Raw genomic sequence first — 19,078 nt, forward strand, 5'->3', positions numbered from 1 at the left:
AAAACATAGGAATATAATTATAAAGCAAATTTGAAAGGACCTTCGAAAGTCGTATTGTAAGAGGTAATCATTTTTCCTTTTTCATCAAAGATGCCTATTGTAATATTCTGCTTACTTAGTCGCATTTCTTTTTCCGGAAAGGCTATACTGACATTCCCTTTTATAATTTCATTTTCTTTCAATACTATTTTTACAGGGCCATAATAGGTAATAGTAGCATTCGAAGGGTTCAGTACTTTTATGGTGATGACTTTTTTAGAGTTCTCCTTATTCAGAAATGTATAAGTATAAAGGTTATTTATTTTTCCGTCAGTTACTTGGAAAGTAGTTCCCGGAACTTTCAGAAACTTGGCTTCCATGCTTCCTCTGTCATACATCAGATAGCCCACTAGTCCGATTAATAAAGATAGCGCAACAGTAGTAGCCTTCATTCTTGGTGTAAATCTGAACTTTGTGCCGGCTTCTATTTCCTGCTCTGTAGCATAGCGCACCAGTCCCTTTGGTAAGCCTACCTTTTCCATAATTTCGTCACAGGCATCAATACAGGCAGTACAGTTAATACATTCCAGCTGTTGTCCGTTTCTAATATCAATCCCTGTAGGGCATACAACTACACATTGATTACAATCTATACAATCTCCTTTTCCCAAGGCTTTACGATCTTCATTATTTCTCCATTTCGAACGGTTTTCACCTCTTTTGTAATCATAATAAACATTGATCGTCTGTTTGTCAATCAGTACACCTTGTAATCTTCCGTATGGACATATCAGTGTACAAACCTGTTCTCTAAGCCATGAGAAAACAAAGTAAAATAACCCTGTAAACACAATCATTACAATAAAGTTTACAGGATTGGCAGCCGGACCTTCCTGCATTATTTTAAAAACTTCTTCATAACCTACGATGTACATAAACATAAAGTGCGTAATGATAACCGCGATCAGTAAGAATACTGACCATTTCAGAAGACGTTTTCTTATTTTTTCCGCATTCCATTCCTGTTTGTCCAGTTTCATCTGTTTGTTTCGATCTCCCTCGATCCAGTATTCTATTTTACGGAATATCATTTCCATAAAGATAGTCTGCGGACAAAGCCAGCCGCAGAAAATCCTTCCGAATACAATACTGAAAAGCATTACAAATATTACAGATGTTACGGCTCCGATAGCCAGAATAAAAAAGTCCTGAAGATAAAAGGGCTGTCCGAAAATAAAGAAATGCCTATCCAGAATGTTGAACAGAAAGAACGGGTTGTTATTGATTTTCAGAAAAGGTAATATGAAAAATATCCCTAACAGTACATAGCTGGTATAATTCCGGTAATTGGTGAATTTTCCTTTTGGCTTTCTGGGAAAAACCCATTTTCTTTTTCCGGTTTTGTCCATTGTTCCGACTTCGTTACGGAAACTTTCTTCCTGAATATCTACAGGCGCCTGGAATTGAGTATTCATTACTTTCTTATTTTCTGATATCAGATAGTAGGGAAGGGTCGGTAATAGACTTATCATATTGTTCCCTGTTTTTCTGATATTATTGTTCCTTATGCAAAGCTCCTAATTATAAGATAAGGCCACTAACATTATATTCTTCTGGAATTGTACAATTCGGACATTTTATAAAAATACAATATGATATAGATCATGGCAGATCTATTTATTTTAGCAGGATTTATGTTGTTGAATTTTTACCGATTATTCTGAGGCAATAACTAGTAGGAAAATAACTGCACAAAAATGATATCAATCAACAATTGGAAAATTTACGTTTGGAAATGACTTTGCTGAATGAAATTAAAAAAGCAGCGGATAAGTTTTTTTTTGAATGTACAATAATGATTAGATTTGAATACTGGATCTGGTATGTAACCTATGGAAGTTTACGAAGAAAATAAAATGATGAAAAAATTTCGAAATGACTAAATTATTTGAAGATTACTTATCCTCAATAGAAGAACTATCAACTGAGGAAATCAGCTTTTCTTTACAGTTCTTCAAACCGATTCTGCTAAAAAAAGGTGAGTTTTTCATTCAAGAGGGTGTACACTGCCCTTATATTGGATTTATCGCTAATGGTGCTGTAAAAGCTTTTGCTATAAATAAAGAAGGAAAGGAAAATATAACCTGCTTCAAATTTGAAAATGAATTTGTTACTTCATTTCAGGAGTTTATAACACAGCAAAAATCCAGAAGGAGTATCAGGGCTATTGAAGATAGTATAATTTATAGGATAAGTTACCCGGACTATAAGGATCTCCTTAGTCAGGTGAGCACTTGGAATAATGTTATTAAATTGGTTATTGAACAGGAATATAGCCAAAAGGAGCGTTATATGCTTAATTACAATAATAAATCGGCGGTAGATAAATACCATCATATCCTTTCTAACGAACCTATGCTCGTTAAGCGCATAACGACGCAGGATCTGGCATCCTATTTGGGAATTACACAACGATCGCTTACGCGGGCGAAAGGACAGATACACAAACCTAATGTATTATAGGACAAATGTCCTTATTTTGACGTGATCAGCGATGTAGATTTGCACCAAAAATATGTTAAGTCAAATTGCTCGTGAAGTGTTTCACATCTCACTGATGCCACGCAACAGCATTAACTGTTATATTATCGAAGGTGTATTGGTGGACTGTGGAATAAGAAGTTCGTATATCACTGTAAAGAAAGCTCTCCAGAAAATACCTGTTTATCAACATGTACTTACGCATGCGCATGCAGATCATCAGGGCTGTAGCGATCAGATATGTGCTGAGTTCTCAATACCTTTATTATGTCATGCTGATGAAGTTTTCAGGACTGAAACAGGTATGGTAACTACTGATTATCCCAATCCACAGCATTGGATTGCAAGGCTTCAGCAAAAATACTGGGCAGGCCAGGGACATACAGTGGAGCGGACAGTAGGTGAAAATGATAAGATCGGAAATTTCAGAGTAATAGATACACCCGGACATTCGCAAGGGCATATTTCCTTATTCCGTGAGCATGATGGTGTACTGATAACAGGAGATGTGGCAACAAATATGAATCTGCTTACAACAGCCACCGGTCTGCGGCTTCCGCCAAATATATTTACCACTGATCAGCAACGCAATATTAAATCGCTTCAGAAGTTAGCAAAATTAAACCCTGCTATTATATGTTTTGGTCACGGACCGGTCATGAGAAATACAGACAGGCAGTTTGAACAGTTTGTGGCTAAATGCAGTGCTTCTATTTAAAGACGGATCGTGATGTAATTCATTCTAAGCTGCTTATTCATATATCGATAAAATATTTATCATAATCTGAGCCATCCGTGGGTCAATATTAAATTTATTTTAATTTTAAAATTTAAGGTTTAGTCCCATTCAGAAGTTTCGTAAATATGTCTTATGAAAAGAATAAGCGTCTTAACTTTCAGTACCTGTCTGTTAACAGTCTTCCAATTGATGTCGGCTCAGGATAGGGTTACTGCCGAATTGGAAAGCCATAAAGTAGGGCTTCCAAACGGATGGACATTAAGCCCTGTAGGAAAGCAAATTGAACTGGGTGATCTCCCATTGAATTTGGTGATTAGTCATGATAAAAAATTTGCGGCAGTTACTAATAACGGACAAAGTACACAGAGTCTAGACCTTATTGATCTTTCTTCGCAACAAAAAATTGATAGTATAGAAATCCCCAAATCGTGGTATGGGCTTGCATTTTCTAGTGATGATAATACATTGTATGCCTCTGGTGGACATGATAATATGATCAGAACATACAGCATTAAAAATGGAAAATTTACCTCAAAAGATTCTATTGTTCTGGGAAAGCCCTGGCCAAACCGAATCGGTATTGCAGGTTTAGCAGTTGATGACAGAAAACAACAACAGCTGTATACTGTTACGCGTGAGGACAAAAAGCTTTATGTTATAGATCTGAAAAGTAAGGCTATAAAATCGAGTTTCGATCTTGGTGCCGAAGGCTATGCCTGTATGCTGACTCCGGATGCGAAACAGCTTTATATCAGTGTGTGGGGTGCAGAAAAGATTCTGGTTTGGGATGTGTCTTTAAATAAAGTAATCAAAGAAATTGCGGTAGGCAATCATCCTAATGAAATGACCTTTAGCAAAAACGGTAAATGGCTGTTTGTCGCAAATGCAAATGATAATTCAGTTTCTGTTATTAATACCAAAGACGGGGTAGTTGTGGAAACATTGAATGCGGCATTGTATCCCAATGCACCAAGTGGATCAACAAGCAATGGCGTTGCAGTGTCTGAAGATGGTAAAACATTATATATCGCTAATGCAGATAACAATTGTCTGGCTGTGTTTGATGTGAGTAATCCGGGGAAATCTGTTTCAAAAGGTTTTATTCCGGTAGGCTGGTATCCTACAAATGTAAAGGTTGTTGGAAAAACAATTTTAGTTACCAATGGTAAAGGACTATCATCAAAGGCTAATCCATATGGACCTAACCCAACAGATCAGAAAGAAAAAGTAGATCGCCACTCGGGAGATCAAAGTAAGCCCAAAGAGATACAGTATATTGCGGGACTTTTTAAAGGGACTCTTAGTTTTATCCAAGATCCGGATTCTGAACATCTGGCAGCATATTCCCATGCAGTATACAAAAATACACCCTATTCAAAAGATAAAGAATTACTTACTGAAGGGGAAGTTGGAAACCCTATTCCGATGAAGGTGGGGGAGGCATCACCTATTAAGTATGTTTTTTATGTTGTTAAAGAAAACCGTACCTACGATCAGGTGTTGGGTGATGTAAAGCAAGGGAATGGTGATCCTTCACTTTGTCTGTTTGGAGAGAAAATAACACCTAATCAGCATAAAATTGTAAATGAATTTGTGCTGCTGGATAATTTCTATGTAGATGCAGAAGTTAGTGCAGACGGACACAATTGGAGTATGGGAGCGTACGCTACCGATTATTTAGAAAAGACCTGGCCTTCAAGTTATGGAGGCAGAGGTGGTACTTATGGAGGTGAAGGCGAGCGTGAAATCGCCAATAATAAAGGCGGTTTTATATGGGATAATGCCAAAAGACATCAGGTATCTTATCGTACCTATGGAGAATTCGCAGACAAAGGAAAGCCAAATGTAAAATCTCTGGAAGGTCATGTAGCACCAGGTTATACGAGTTATGATCTGAGTGTAGCAGATACTACGCGTTTTAGCCAATGGAAAGCAGATTTCGATCAGTTGCTTAAAGAAGGCAAAATGCCACAGTTAACAACAATTCGCTTTAGCAATGATCATACAGAAGGGATGCGCGGGGGTAAGAAAACACCTTACGCTCATGTCGCTGATAATGATCTGGCTGTAGGGCAATTTGTGGATTATATAAGTAAGAGTCCTATTTGGAAAGAATCGACTATTTTTATTCTGGAAGATGATGCCCAAAATGGCCCCGATCATGTGGATGCACACCGTAGTCCTGCTTATCTTATAAGTCCATATGTGAAAAGAAAATTTGTAGACCATACCATGTATTCTACGTCAGGTATGATCCGTACTATAGAACTCATCTTAGGTATGAAACCTATGACCCAGTACGATGCAGCAGCTACGCCTATGTGGAGGTCATTTACAAGTCAGCCTGATTATGCTACATTTGACCATCTTACGGCAAATGTAGATTTGAATGAAAGAAATCCAACAAAAGGAAAGTTAGCAGTACTAAGTGATAAGTATGATTGGTCCAAAGAAGATGCTGTTCCTGATTTGGTATTCAATGAAATCCTTTGGCAGGGTCTGAAAGGAACATCAGCACCATCACCTAAAAGAGCAGCTTTTTTAAAGGTAAATAATAAAAATGAGGATGACGATGACTAAGAAGTCAAAGATCACCCTTTATTAAGTTATAAGCAGATTTTTATCTGCTTATTTTTTTAGTGGAATCTCTACAAAACTGTCGTTGTACCATTTAATTTCCATAGGTATTTCAGCATCTTTTATTGTTTCAGTACTTACATCTTTTCCGGTACCATAATTAATCTGCCATGCCGGGCTTTTCTTGATTCCTATTTTTAGGAGTAATTTACTGCCCTTTTCTATTTTTTTGCTAACGAATGGTGTGCCTGTTACAGAAATTGTTTCTTTTTTTCCGGGAGTTAATAATTGGCGACTGCTTCTGTCTTTAGCATAGCTTGCTCTGGTAATGAATTTGGAAAGAAGGAAATACTTTCCGTCTGGAAGAACCTGATATAGCTCTGCAACAATGTCACAGTCCTTTTTATTAATCGAGAAATTTAAGCTGGCGGAAAAAGAACCTGTTAATTCAGTGTCTTGATCAAAAACTTCCGAAGTATATAGGGTACTGTTGTCTTTTTCCTGTATTGAAGTACTGATGAGCTGAGGTTCATCCGTCAGTATAAATTTATCAACATCACTTCTGTCTTTGAAGTTTACATTTAAAGTAGTGAAAGCCGATTTACCAACTTTGTTTTCCTTAAGTTTTAAATCTTCACCTAAATAATATTTTACCTTTGTCCGGTCAAACTCCTGCATTGAGCTGGCACTTTTCCAGATATTATCACCCATTACTTCATAATTGATTTTTCCTTTCAGAAAATCTGGTTTGTTTTTCCCTTTTAGTATATAATCAAACCACTGAAAACAAATTTCATTTATATCAAACTCCGCAACCGGATCTATTTTTACACCCATAACTTCTGGCATAACATAACCCTGAGGGCCATAATGATCGTAAGGCCCAATAATAACATAATGGTCAGCACTTGGATTGTACTTCATATGATTTTTATAATAATACATAGCGCCAAGCTGATCATCATCGAAATAGCCTGTAGTTGTAAGAATCGGAATGTTTATTTTTGAAAACTCCTTTGGATCAGGAGTCATGCCCTGCCAGTAAGAATCGTAAGAAGGATGTTTTAGCCAGCGTTGAAAGATTTCATTTATTTCACCATTTATATAATCCAGTTTATTAAAGGCCTGGCCACTGATATACCATTTTTTATAAAGATCATTCCATTTTTTCTCATCACTAAATCCGGCATTATCTGTTAGTTTGCTTACCGTGGTAAAGTAAATCCATCTTAGCATATAACTCATAAAAACATTACCGCTCATCGGATAGTCTATTCCTATACCGACAGGAGCCTGTGGGACAATTGTTTTAAGAGCCGGATGTAATTTTTTTGTAGCAGCCCATTGACTAAATCCAAGATAACTGCCACCAATCATTCCTACTTTTCCATTGCTCCATGGTTGCCGAGTAATCCAGTCAATTACTTCAGTAATATCCTCATATTCGTGTTCAAAAGGCTCTATGTTCTCTTTACTTTTATATTTCCCTCTTGTATTAATATAGACACAAGAGTATCCATTACTCGCCAGCTGTTTAGCAGTTTCAATATTCTGAGGAGCGGAATAGATTGTATTAACGATAATTACAGGCCCGGGATTTTGTATTTTCTTATTTACAACTGTTGAAATACTTATTTCTTTTTTATCTTTCGTATAGACAATAATGCTGTCGTTTACCGTAAAGCTTTCCTGATCTAATTTTTGTAAAAAAGGAAGACCTTTAGTATATGTTGTTTCAGCAATAAGATTGGTAGCATATCTTCTGAACAATAGCATTGCAGTTTTCAAATCAATACTACTTTTACCTGTAATGCTGCTTTTGATGAAACTGTTAAGATCTTCTTTAGCTTCTTTTGGAGAAATACTAAAGAAATCGGGCATAAATACCTGAGCATTACTCGCTAAGGAATTATACTTTTTGAGTAATTCTGCCTGATATGTTTCATTAAAATCTTGTTTGTTATTTAGCTGTTGCAAAGTATTCATATAGACTTCATACTGAGCTCCCATTGAGACGGCTATTTTGGGATTGCCTTTCATGTAGCTATTTCTTATAGCATTGAGCTGCTCTAATGCTGTTTTATAATCTCCCATCACAAAATTCATCCGGAACAAATTATCATTATCAGGAGTTTCTTTACTATCTGCAGTCTGCTTTTTTATAATGGGACCCAGATAGCTTATAATAGATTTTATATTAGAAGAATCTACTTTTTTAAACTGGCTCATTGGTATATTTTGTGAGAACAGCATAAAACTGAAAAAGCAGATAGCAATAGCTAGTATTTTTTTCATAGCATTTTTTTGGTGAGCGAAAATTACAAAATTAAAATCCTTGTACAGGGAAATAAACATGTTTATTTTCAATGTCATATGAAGTAAAATACCAAAGGAGTTTTATTTTGTATGCATAATTATCCGGAGAGAAAAGGAGCGTTTAGAAATAATATGAATGATATCGATTGTTAATTATTGGTTGTCAGTTTTTTAAATAAACCGGGCAATTTAAATTGCCCGGAAACTATTTGGAATGAATAGTTTTTTACACAAACAAACGATAATGATGTATAATTTGGTATTTGAGATTATTAAGAAAAACTGCCCCGGATTAGCCCTCATTTGCTAGTTGTTAAGAAAGATAACAGTCCTAAAATACCGGGGCAGCAGACCAAATTGAAATAATAAACTATTTGAGTGCACCTGTAACAATAATGATCTTTTTTGTTGATTACAAATTTTGGTATTATTATGTGGTTTATCAAAAACTGAACTCCTACATGAATAATACTTGTTTATAAATATTTGAAGAACAATGTTTTAAATTTCAACATTGTAGAGTTTATAAATTTAATACTACAAGATAATATTTGATGTAGTGTTCGTGTCGGCATTTATAGTCGAACTTTACACTATATTATAATTCCTTCAGGAATTTATATATATCGGATTCTGCATTGATGTTCAGACGCTTTCTAAGTCTTCTTTTTCTTTGTTGTACCGAAGCAATTTGGACAAATGTGTAATTAGCAATTTCTCTTGAAGAAAAATTTAATTTCAGTAGTGCACAAAAGTATAGTTCTGAACTCTCCATATCCGGATTTATTTTTAATAATTCAGCGATGAATTCTGGATATGTTTCTTGAAATTTCACCAGAAAAGAGGCATCATTGTTTTTAGCTAGAATTACTAATTCATTATCCAGTTTCGATGTTACATTTTTCTTTATATCATCTGCGGTCTGTTTTAAAATTTTCTTTTTCTGATGAAGAGAATTAAGATGCTTGTAAATTAATATACCTATAGTTATACTAACCATTGTTATTATAAAAATAATTACCCATTCCTTTCTCTTCGCTTTTTCATCGGCACTTTTAATATCAGAAATAATTTTCTTAGTCATCAAGGAGTTTGTTTCCGTTGCTTCTTTAAAAAAAGTATTCATACTATTATTTGTCAGATCTCTGTAATAATCTTCTTTGTATATATTTCCTGTTATTTTATATAAATCAGCAAGTTGATTGTATACATAAATAACAAGAAGACTTGTAACGTTTTTTTTGTCTGAAATAGATTGAAGTGCCTTGAAAAAATAATCTTCAGCCAGTTTATAATTTTTTGTTTTGAAATTATATAACCCTGTAACACATAAAACTGAAGAAGAATCTATAACAGAGCCTTTCTCTTTTTCAAGAATATTAAAGGCATGATTGATATACGTTTTTGCAGAATCTGTTTGATTCTTCATCAGATAATAGCGGGCAATATATGCATCGACATCGGTATTCTTATCCAGAGATAGTTTTTGTACCTTTTTATAATATGATAATGCTAAATCGTTCTGTCCTTGAGAATCGCCATTATTTATATAGATCTCAGGTTCAATATATTTTTTCAAATCTGAATCTTCGGCTTTTTCGAGAAGATTCACAGCTTTTTTTCCATAGACATTGGCTTGTTCCTGAGTGCTTATAAAGCCTATAAGCAGATTATACTGATTGGCAAGCATTGCTCTGTGAATAAGGGATCCATTTTTTTTGAGTATGCCTTCTGCTTTAGTTAAAAGAGAAAAGGCTTCCTTGAAATGTCCCATGTATATTTTTAATTTTGCAAGATTTATATAGCATAGGGCTGCTCCTTCAGGGTATTTTTTTTGTTCAGCTATTTTTAAATAATCATTAATGAGTTTAATATACGCACGATCATTTCCGGAAATTAAATAGGCATCACTTTTTTTGTTCAGTGGAAGATCAAAAGTTTGTTCATAATTTTCTGTAATATGATGATCATAAAAGATTAATAAAGAAAAGGTAATACATAATATAATAATCGAGAGTAATAAGTAAATTTTTGGTTTCATACATTTGTTGTTGTCAGTTTAGTGCTTCTAGTTGCTTACCTAGAGATTATTGAAAAAAGTATAAAGATCTATGTTTCCCGGAATGTTTAGTCTTCTTCTTAATCTCCTTTTACGCTGTTGTACAGAGGAATGCAAAACGGAGGTAGAGTTGGCAATTTCTTTAGAAGAAAAATTGAGTTTGAGTAAAGCACAAAATGTTAATTCCGAATTTTCGAGATTAGGATTTAATTTGTAAAGTTTCTGAAAAAACTCAGGAAAAGCTTCTCTGAATGCTGATGTAAATGTAGGATCATTTTTCTTTGCCAGAGCGATAACATTATCTAATGTTTTATCACTCACTTTGTTTACAAGTTTAGTAGTTTCAATTTTAATAAGCTTTTTTTTGTGATTTATTTTTTTAATTTGTTTGTAAGTATAATAACCAACTAAAAGAATAAAAATTATAAACAGACTGATAAAAATCCAGGAGTGGTTATTGTGAGAATCTTCCTCTTCATTTTTCATATCCATAATAAACTTTTGATTGACCCAAGGGACAGCTTCATTTTTTCTGTTATTAATATGGGTACTCTCTTTAGTATAAAATTCCGAGTAAATGTTCTCATTTTGTATATCACCTTTCGAGTTATAATACTTAATAAGCTCCTGATAGATTGATGTAGAAAGTCCAGCCCCTGTCTCTTTAGTGGATTTTTCCATTTCAAGAGCTTTTAGGTAATAAGATTTTGCCTGTTCATCCTGCTGGATGCTGCTAAGGTATCTTGCTGTAACATAGTAAAGTATAGTACGTCTGGAATCTTTAAAAGATAATTTTTGAGCTAAAGCGGTCGCATTATCCAAATATACCTTAGCAGAATCTGGTTTATTCATCTGGATATAGTAGTCAGAAATAAAAGCTTCAAGCATAGTTTCTTTTTCATAAAATCTGGCTTTTTTGTAAGAACTTAGTATAGAATCTCCTGTCAGGCTTACAAAGGCTTTATTGATATAAGAAAAATATAACTCTTTATTCTTTAATTCATTATCAGGCGCTTTCTTTAAGCAATTTAAAGCTCTGTTATTATACTCTAATGCCGCCCCCTTTAAACTCAAAATATTACTCAGAAGGGAATACATATTATATAATATGGCTTTATACAATTTATTATCAGATGATTTAAGAAGTTGTTCTGCGGTATTTAATTCTGTTAAAGCTTTTTTATAATTTAGCCTATTGATGCTCATTCTGGCCATATTAAGATTATATAGGGCCTTACCATCTGTATATTTCTTCTCCTCCGCTATTTTTAGATATTTCTGACTATTGGCTATATATACATTGTAGTTTCCAGAGTAGGCAAGAGAATCGTTCTTAATCATATATGGAAGATCTAAATCCTTATAGAATTTATTTTCAGATGACTGACAAGAGATTAAAAGCAGAGTGGTAAGTATTGAAATACTAAATTTAAAGAGGGAATTTTTTTTAATCATTTTATTTGTTTTGTGTTTTGTAAAAAAGCAGTATTACTTCCATGTAGGACTGCGAAATTAAATCAAATGACCATACATTTGGTGTAATTTAGGTACTACTTGTATCATACATATACGTTTTTTGATGTAATATCTAGTTTTTAATGAGTGATTTATAAAATGAGATACAAAAAATGAAATCCAATCTTTAGAATTATTTTTATAAGCTTTCTTGTAAAATTGTCCGGAGCTTTTGAAAATGATTACTAGATATATTTTAAAACAATAATCTTTAATAACAAATAATGGCGGATTACTATCCGCCATTATTTGTTTACACATTATAATAATCTTTTGCTTCTAAACTGCAAAAATTGATTTATTGAGCTATACAGCGAACTGGCATTCCTGTCATCGGATTGGCACTATATTGTATAACTTTTAGACCGTCTATGCTCGCAAAATAATATGCATTTCCATTATTTGCATTATTAAACCATAAGTAAGCATACATTCCTCGTAGGTTAAGTCTGCCTGCAGCTCCGTTGCGTGCTCCTGCAGCTGGTATTGTCAACTGAACATTACTATTGCTATTACTTTTTATTACTACCGCAGCACTATAATTATTTGGATTACCGTTAGGATCATATGGATCCCATGTTCCAATTCTACTCTGGCTTGTTACGTTGAGCAATGCCTGAAACTCGCTGGCAGTAGGGACTCTATAACTGCGAGGACATGGGTCGTTACTGGTTTTACTTGTATTCCACGCATTTCCTGCTGGAATCGGAGAGGTTTCCCATCCCGGAATTTCGTTTGGTTGTGTTGATGCATCAGCAACCACCCGCTTTTTCCCCCATTGGTAGTAGTTTCCGTGCAAACTTTTTTGCGACGGGTTCGAGTCTGGATTTACAGAGGTATCCGCTCCCAGATTATGACGCATCCAAATCTGACCATTGATACGAGCAGCTGGTTGCCCATCATATATAATATAAGAATCCCCGTTTGTAGTAGGTTTAAGGGTGATAGACAAGCTATATCTTTCTCCAGGCTTAACCCTTATTCCATTATATGTTAAGTTGTTTTTAGTTATTTTATTTATGGTAATACTACCAATACTTATTGTTCCACTTGTTGTTAAAGAAGCAATTAATAGTGTAGGGCTACTCGTAATTGTAGTGGCTCCTATACTGGTGAAGTTCACAAGGTTGCCAGTTGTTTTGTCTGTATAAGTAATAGGGCTGTTATTATTACTATCATTGAATTGTATACTTGCCGAATTAGCTGAAGGCAAGATTTTTACATTACTTATTTCTGTGATGTTTCCTACTACGGAAGCATTAATTGTAGTAGTAATCTGACTAAACTGATGTTTTAAAACAATGTCAAGAGTGTTGGTGTCAGTGGGAGTTAATGTTAATTGTCTTTTAAAAAACATCAGGTCATCTTTTATACCACTTAATTGTGCTGTTTTCAAATTTTCTCCATTTTTAATGGCAGGTATTTCTCCAGGTTTATTAATTGAATAAACAATAAAAGTATATTCTATGCCGGAATCTAATGCTATACTTTCTGATTTCTGCCCTGTAATGTAGTTTTTCTCAGTAATGTATGCTCCTGTACTGCTATCATATACAATAACTTTGTACATAATTCCTGAATTCAAAGGAGTTGGAATGCCGGCGCGAGGGTTAAGAGATGCCTGAGCACTGCTTTTTAAGGCAGAAGATGCGGGAGTAAGGGTAGCTACAAGTGAATAATTATTATCAAAAGGAATGCTCTGAGTTTGTACACCTGTTGAGAAACTTGTATTGTTAATAGAGGCTGTAGTTTCAAGATTATTATCTTCATTCCCAACTTCTTCTATTCCTTGCATGTTTATTTGTAATCTGGTTTGGCCAAATTTAGTTTGTTCCTGATTAATATTATCATTACTTCGACAGGAATTAAAGCTTAAAAATAGGGCGAGTATAAAAATTCCTGTCACAGGAAATTTTAATATGTTTTTATTCATTTTTTTCATCGTATTTTAATATCTGAATTTTTTTATTTTTTACCAATCCATTGTTTTATCAATACCAGTACCTGTATCCCAATCTTCCATAATTGGATTATTCTTGTCTTCAATTGTAACAGTGGCCGAGCCTGCTGCAATACCTTGTTCCATCTCTATATGTATAACACTTAAAGAAGGAGCAACATACTTTCGTTTTTCATGGTTAGCATTTAATTCGTCTTGTGTTTTTTGTTTCTTTTCCATTTGTATTTATTGTAATTAATAATTTTTATAAAAAACATTCCTATGTAGGTGTTGTTTTTATTCCTACTATATGGTTGATAATGCATATGTTATTTAATGTTTGTGTTTTGTGGTGTAAAAATCAAAAAATTATTAGAGTAACATGTTTTTTTATGACCCTACATGGATAATTCTCTGTTTTTACTTTCTGATTTTCAATATGTTATGTTTTTATTTTTTTGATTTTTCATTTTAATAGATACATTGGTGTAATTGCATTCTACATACATACTACATCATTAGTATTTGTGGTGATTTTAGGGTGTTAATGAGCTGTTTTTTTAGCATTTAACCGTTTTTAGTTGATAGGTAATGTATCATATAAGTAGTGTTGTTGTTTTGTATAAAAATCCCGAAAAACTTACTTTACAATAGCTTTATTGTTTTTCAATAAATAATTAAGCATTTTGAAATGGAAAATTGTTCTGGATTAAAATTTAAAACAACGAACAGGATAGAAGCGTTGTTTATGAATTGGAGATTTGGTAGAGTCGCTTGCTTATAATCTTTGTTTTAAGCAACTGAAAAAAGCTATTGTTAATAGCTTGTAAAAAATATATTACAATCACATTCGAGTTGACTCAGATAACCTATTCCAATTTTTAAGATAATAAATTACATTGGGAATTATTTTCATAATAGCCTGGGTATAATCTGCCTTACAAAAATTATACATGCTGTATTCAATAGGTTACCTGTATATCAGTATAAGCCCGTTTGCTTAAGAGTAGAATGAAATTTATTTATTATATCCTCAATAATCTTCTGAGTATTAAGATGTATTATTTGTAAATAGGGCTTTGATAAATATGTATTATATATGTACTATGAGGAACTAATAAAGGATTTGAAATATTATTTGATTTTTGAGCCATTCAAAATCTATGGACTAAAACCTGTTATATGGCTCTTTCTTCTAAATATTTACGAACTTTTATTAACCGCTTCATACTGAAGAAAAATGTAATTGTTATATTCTATATTTTAATGGCCGTTATAGCGGCTCTTAGGCAGTATGTGTATGGGAAATACAATAATTATTTAATATTGAAGTCCGTATTCTGGCATACTCTGAATCGGAAACCTCTTTATGATAACTATCCTACAGAGTATTTTGATAGTAATCATTATGGTCCTTTTTTCTCTGTAATTATTGCTCCTTTTGCATTATTGCCTGATGGTGTTGCCTTGATACTTTGGAATGTGTCTAACATTAGTGTGTTGCTCCTCGGTATTTTTAGCTTACCTGTTTCTGGATTCAATAAAAAGATTATAGCCTGGATTATCATTTATGAATGTTTTACAGCCCTGCTGTTATTCCACTTTAATATCGCACTTACAGGACTTATTCTCCTGTCTTTTTCTTGCATAGAAAAACGAATGGAGATGAAATCGGCTTTTGCAATGCTTATTGGTTTTGCTGTGAAGCTGTATGGTATTGCTGCATTGGCTTTTTTCTTTTTCATTAAAGGTAAGAAACAGTTTCTTCTTTCAATACTTCTTTTTGCTTTTGTTTTTTTTTATCTTCCAATGCTTATTTCTGGTCCGGGCTTTATTATAGAAAGCTATCAGCAGTGGTTTACTGTGCACATTTTTAAAAACCATGATAATGAGCTAAAGAGTAAAATGTCAAATCCTTCTATTTTAGGATTTATCAGGATAGTTATGGGATTATATATCAATGCGTTGTATGGCTATATTTTCGCTTTTTTATTATTGGTACTCGGTCTGCTAAGAACTAAGATGTATCCTTTTGTGAATTTTCGCCTTATGATCCTTGCTTATGTCTTGATATGTCTGATAATTTTTAATACAAATATAGGATTACATAATTATATTATTGGTTCTGTTGGAGTTGTGATTTGGTTTGCATGTGTTAAGAAAAATATTGGTATATGGGGACTGTTTATATTTACTGTTATAACTACCGGTTTATCCTCTACAGATGTTTATTCCAAATATATAAGAGAAACTTATGTAGTTCTTTATGTTTTAAAAGCTCTGACCTACATTCTTATATGGTTGGATTTAAGTTTTAGAATATTGTTTTTTAAATTTTCTGATAACAATACGCGAAGGCGAATTTTGAGAAATAAATTTGTTATATAAAGGAAATGTATATTTTCTAAGCAGGTATATTAATGTAGGATATATGTAGCCTGGTATTTTTATGTTTTTTAAACTTAATTTATAATATTTGCCTCAGTAGTTTATTGCAGATTTAGATGACCGGATTAGAATGGTGTCCGGTTAAATTCAAATTTCTCATTTCGATTTACTTAGAGAATTGAATTTTAATTAGTTTTGGGCAATTTTTAATTGCCCATTTTTATTTTAGCTAATCTAATATAAGAAAGCTATAATAGGTCATGGCGTTATTTTCTTCAAACACAGGCCATAATTACCAAAGTTATACTAACTACAGAAGAAAAGCCTTTTACAGAATTCCAATTGTTGCACTGTCTCTCAAAATTGTTGAGCATTTGTTTTATGGATATATCCGTAGCCTTTGTCAGGTCTGATAAAACTAGTTTATTATTCAAAGGAACATTGAATATTGAAGTGATTACAAATACACCAATGATATAGAATAAAGAGACTAGTAGTAACAATAAAAATGAAGTCTGGTTTTGATGGTATTGCTGAAAAGCAGCTATTGGAAGTGTAACCAGAGCTCCAAAGGAACATGTGAAGAATATAGGATTTAGTATTTCCCGGTTAATACTTTGCATCGCCTGTAAATATTCGCGATCAGCTAATTTTCTCAATCCCCAGCTGACAGATACAGAATAAGAGAAGAATTGTCCGTCCATTAGTGCTGTGGTTATACCGGTTAGGATAAGTGTGATTTCCTGAAAAAACTCATAAATATATAATTTAATAGTTTGTTACAGGCTGTATGTAATAAAACTGGTTATTTGTCCATAAGCCAGATGTAGATATTTTCCTCAGTAGATATATCCAGTTTTTTTCTGATTCTGTATTTCTTACTTTCCACAGCACCTATAGATAAACGCTTTATTGAAGCTATCTTTTTAGTATCAAAATTTAGTTTCATCATTGCACAATATTCGATATCGGACTGTGTAAGTTTCGGGCTTATTTTTAAAAGGTTATCACTAAAATTAGGAAATACCTCGTTGAATTTAAAATAAAAAGAAGGGTCATCTTTTTCAGCCAGACCTATCAGCAGATTAAGAGTTTCGTGATTCAACTGTTCTTCTTCGTACTCAGTGAACTTCTCTGCTATATGATCAGCAGTATTATTCCTGATAAACTTTTGTTTTAGAATAATTACCAAAACAAAAATTATTAGAAGTACTGCGATGGCATAATATAATATTGAAGATTTCCAAAAAGAAGTTTCTTCACTTTTATTTTTTGTTTCTTGTTTCAAAACTTCTCCTGTAGTGACTTTTTCTGCAAGGTTAAGACTATCACTTAGCTTCTTACTTTTATCGAGATACAGAGATTCGTTTTTATAGTCTTTTAGTTCATGGTAGCATTCTGAAAGCCAGTTGTATATTTGTTTTTCGGCATATTTATCTTGATATTGTTTTGCTACATTCAAAGCTATATTATAAGCTTCAATTGCCTTTGTGTAATTTTGCTTCTTTTTTTCTATAGCACCCAGCAAGAAATTCCTTTTGATAAGCCAGCCGGGATAGTCTGAATAAAGCTTGTCTCCTTCTGTAATATAATATTCAGCTTTATTCAGCTCATTTGATTCTGTATAATAGGATACAAGAGAACGCAGACAGTGAACATATAATATTGTTTTTAATGTACTATTATTTTTGATTTGTCTGACTTCATTATAAGCATCCTGTAAATACTGTTCATTTTCCTTTTTATTTCCCAAAGGTTGAGCTTTTTCCTGCTCGTAGGCTAAAATAAAGGAAGCATGTTTTAATATTTTTTTATAGTGTTCGGCATCCGTTGAAAACTCAGGAACCATTTCTATAATTTCTGAAGCATTATTAAAGTTTATTTTAGCTTCATCACTGTATCCTAACTGAGATAAGACTGATCCTTTTAAAAGAAAAAAAGAAATCCTATATTGCCGTAATACCTTTTCCTCTTGGGTAAAGGAAAGTCCTTCATTTATTTTTTCAAGAGCAGATTTGAAATCACCAATGTGTATATAATTTTTGATAATGAAAATTAATGCTTTTGCCCGTCCTTCCGAATAATCAATCTCCTTAGCTTGATAATAGGCTTCTGTACTCATTTTTAATATTACGTCTACTTTACCGGTATTTGAGCCAGGTTTTGAGTTTGGTTTATCTAGTTTAGCAATATTACTGAGAAGACTGTCTATTTCTTTTTTGTCCTGGGCTATTCCAAGACATGATAATAGAACGAAAAATAAGAGCACTACTTTCTGCATAGTCCTTTAGATATCGTATTTTAATAAAGTTTTTAAAAATGAATTTACCGTCACCAAAGATACTATTAGTTTTGATATAGTATAATATTTATTAATAATTTACGGGTAAAATGATATAGTTGTTATTTATATGTTTTTTTCTGATTAAATATGTAATCTCGTTTTGCTTATGGTTTGAAAAATTAACAATAGCAAAATCGAGATTATCAAATATTTTAATATCAGGTACTTCATGATTTTAAATACTAAAAAAGCCTTCCGTAAAGGAAGGCTCATAAATAATCTGATTATAAAAAAATAAAGTAAAGATATGAAATGTGTTTAATGGGATACGGCCTTTAGCCCGACAATAGAGCTTACAAGAGTAAACAGGAAAAATAAGCGCCAGAAGCCTGCCGGATCTTTGAAAACAAAAATACCCATAAGAACAGTTCCTACCGCTCCCAGACCTGTCCAAACAGCATAAGCTGTACCTATTGGTAATGTCTGTGTTGCTTTTATTAATAAGGCCATACTTATAGTAAGACAAAGTATAAATCCTCCATACCACCAGAAAGATTCTGTTCCGGTTGTTTCTTTTGCTTTTCCAAGGCATGAGGCAAAGCCTACTTCGAATAATGCTGCAATAACTAAAATAATCCAGTTCATATGTTTATATTTTGTACAAAAATCATGACTTTACTGCATATTATATTTTACATATGATAAAAAATTAGGCAGTCGGAATATCCCGACCGCCTGTTA

13 protein-coding genes are annotated in these 19,078 nt (G+C 33.2%); 4 read left to right on the top strand and 9 right to left on the bottom strand.

The annotated features are described in order from the left end of the window. Nucleotides 1-17 precede the first annotated feature (17 nt). Nucleotides 18-1,454 carry a cytochrome c oxidase accessory protein CcoG gene (gene ccoG, locus BAZ10_RS17685; protein ID WP_078773162.1) on the bottom strand — a complete coding sequence of 479 codons (1,437 nt, stop codon included), beginning with the start codon at nt 1,452-1,454 and terminating at the stop codon, nt 18-20. Between the two features lie 460 nt (nt 1,455-1,914). Here ccoG and BAZ10_RS17690 point away from each other — a divergent pair, with 460 nt between their 5' ends. The 3 genes from BAZ10_RS17690 to BAZ10_RS17700 all read left to right on the top strand — a co-directional run bounded on the left by BAZ10_RS17690 (nt 1,915) and on the right by BAZ10_RS17700 (nt 5,839). Then, nucleotides 1,915-2,502: a Crp/Fnr family transcriptional regulator gene (locus BAZ10_RS17690; RefSeq protein ID WP_078773163.1), complete on the top strand. Its 588-nt coding sequence runs from the start codon at nt 1,915-1,917 to the stop codon at nt 2,500-2,502. Between the two features lie 52 nt (nt 2,503-2,554). Beyond that, nucleotides 2,555-3,238 carry an MBL fold metallo-hydrolase gene (locus tag BAZ10_RS17695; protein WP_078773164.1) on the top strand — a complete coding sequence of 228 codons (684 nt, stop codon included), beginning with the start codon at nt 2,555-2,557 and terminating at the stop codon, nt 3,236-3,238. Nucleotides 3,239-3,391: 153 nt separating this feature from the next. Continuing rightward, the gene (locus BAZ10_RS17700; RefSeq protein ID WP_078773165.1) at nt 3,392-5,839 is read left to right on the top strand and encodes a bifunctional YncE family protein/alkaline phosphatase family protein; all 2,448 of its coding nucleotides are present in this window, start codon (nt 3,392-3,394) and stop codon (nt 5,837-5,839) included. Nucleotides 5,840-5,887: 48 nt separating this feature from the next. Here the strand turns inward: BAZ10_RS17700 and BAZ10_RS17705 are convergent, their stop codons facing one another. The 5 genes from BAZ10_RS17705 to BAZ10_RS17730 form a co-directional block, all read right to left on the bottom strand. Beyond that, on the bottom strand, nt 5,888-8,131 hold the full coding sequence (locus BAZ10_RS17705; RefSeq protein WP_078773359.1) for a CocE/NonD family hydrolase: 2,244 nt from the start codon (nt 8,129-8,131) through the stop codon (nt 5,888-5,890). A 619-nt stretch (nt 8,132-8,750) separates the two neighbouring features. Then, on the bottom strand, nt 8,751-10,193 hold the full coding sequence (locus tag BAZ10_RS17710) for a tetratricopeptide repeat protein (protein WP_078773166.1): 1,443 nt from the start codon (nt 10,191-10,193) through the stop codon (nt 8,751-8,753). A 39-nt stretch (nt 10,194-10,232) separates the two neighbouring features. Next, nucleotides 10,233-11,666, bottom strand: coding sequence for a hypothetical protein (locus BAZ10_RS17715; protein WP_078773167.1), 1,434 nt, complete (start codon nt 11,664-11,666; stop codon nt 10,233-10,235). 358 nt (nt 11,667-12,024) lie between these two features. After that, nucleotides 12,025-13,659, bottom strand: coding sequence for an FISUMP domain-containing protein (locus BAZ10_RS17725; RefSeq protein ID WP_165690105.1), 1,635 nt, complete (start codon nt 13,657-13,659; stop codon nt 12,025-12,027). Between the two features lie 39 nt (nt 13,660-13,698). Then, nucleotides 13,699-13,905: a hypothetical protein gene (locus BAZ10_RS17730; RefSeq protein WP_078773170.1), complete on the bottom strand. Its 207-nt coding sequence runs from the start codon at nt 13,903-13,905 to the stop codon at nt 13,699-13,701. Between the two features lie 1,026 nt (nt 13,906-14,931). On the opposite strand from BAZ10_RS17730, the gene BAZ10_RS17735 reads away from it, so the two are divergent. Beyond that, on the top strand, nt 14,932-16,053 hold the full coding sequence (locus BAZ10_RS17735; protein ID WP_262488191.1) for a glycosyltransferase family 87 protein: 1,122 nt from the start codon (nt 14,932-14,934) through the stop codon (nt 16,051-16,053). Between the two features lie 275 nt (nt 16,054-16,328). Here the strand turns inward: BAZ10_RS17735 and BAZ10_RS17740 are convergent, their stop codons facing one another. The 3 genes from BAZ10_RS17740 to BAZ10_RS17750 form a co-directional block, all read right to left on the bottom strand. Then, the gene (locus tag BAZ10_RS17740; protein ID WP_078773172.1) at nt 16,329-16,757 is read right to left on the bottom strand and encodes an anthrone oxygenase family protein; all 429 of its coding nucleotides are present in this window, start codon (nt 16,755-16,757) and stop codon (nt 16,329-16,331) included. 101 nt (nt 16,758-16,858) lie between these two features. Continuing rightward, nucleotides 16,859-18,334, bottom strand: coding sequence for a helix-turn-helix transcriptional regulator (locus BAZ10_RS17745; protein ID WP_078773173.1), 1,476 nt, complete (start codon nt 18,332-18,334; stop codon nt 16,859-16,861). Nucleotides 18,335-18,655: 321 nt separating this feature from the next. Then, entirely contained in the window at nt 18,656-18,982 is a 327-nt protein-coding gene (locus BAZ10_RS17750) for a DMT family transporter (protein WP_078773174.1), read from the bottom strand. Nucleotides 18,983-19,078: the final 96 nt, after the last annotated feature.

The sequence above is a fragment of the Elizabethkingia occulta genome, from assembly GCF_002023715.1.
GTDB lineage: Bacteria > Bacteroidota > Bacteroidia > Flavobacteriales > Weeksellaceae > Elizabethkingia > Elizabethkingia occulta.

What these genes read in the sequence shown, in the direction of transcription:
- ccoG (WP_078773162.1), bottom strand. Translation starts at nt 1,454, where the DNA reads ATGAATACTCAATTCCAGGCGCCTGTAGATATTCAGGAAGAAAGTTTC.
- BAZ10_RS17690 (WP_078773163.1), top strand. Translation starts at nt 1,915, where the DNA reads ATGACTAAATTATTTGAAGATTACTTATCCTCAATAGAAGAACTATCA.
- BAZ10_RS17695 (WP_078773164.1), top strand. Translation starts at nt 2,555, where the DNA reads ATGTTAAGTCAAATTGCTCGTGAAGTGTTTCACATCTCACTGATGCCA.
- BAZ10_RS17700 (WP_078773165.1), top strand. Translation starts at nt 3,392, where the DNA reads ATGAAAAGAATAAGCGTCTTAACTTTCAGTACCTGTCTGTTAACAGTC.
- BAZ10_RS17705 (WP_078773359.1), bottom strand. Translation starts at nt 8,131, where the DNA reads ATGAAAAAAATACTAGCTATTGCTATCTGCTTTTTCAGTTTTATGCTG.
- BAZ10_RS17710 (WP_078773166.1), bottom strand. Translation starts at nt 10,193, where the DNA reads ATGAAACCAAAAATTTACTTATTACTCTCGATTATTATATTATGTATT.
- BAZ10_RS17715 (WP_078773167.1), bottom strand. Translation starts at nt 11,666, where the DNA reads ATGATTAAAAAAAATTCCCTCTTTAAATTTAGTATTTCAATACTTACC.
- BAZ10_RS17725 (WP_165690105.1), bottom strand. Translation starts at nt 13,659, where the DNA reads ATGAATAAAAACATATTAAAATTTCCTGTGACAGGAATTTTTATACTC.
- BAZ10_RS17730 (WP_078773170.1), bottom strand. Translation starts at nt 13,905, where the DNA reads ATGGAAAAGAAACAAAAAACACAAGACGAATTAAATGCTAACCATGAA.
- BAZ10_RS17735 (WP_262488191.1), top strand. Translation starts at nt 14,932, where the DNA reads ATGGCCGTTATAGCGGCTCTTAGGCAGTATGTGTATGGGAAATACAAT.
- BAZ10_RS17740 (WP_078773172.1), bottom strand. Translation starts at nt 16,757, where the DNA reads ATGGACGGACAATTCTTCTCTTATTCTGTATCTGTCAGCTGGGGATTG.
- BAZ10_RS17745 (WP_078773173.1), bottom strand. Translation starts at nt 18,334, where the DNA reads ATGCAGAAAGTAGTGCTCTTATTTTTCGTTCTATTATCATGTCTTGGA.
- BAZ10_RS17750 (WP_078773174.1), bottom strand. Translation starts at nt 18,982, where the DNA reads ATGAACTGGATTATTTTAGTTATTGCAGCATTATTCGAAGTAGGCTTT.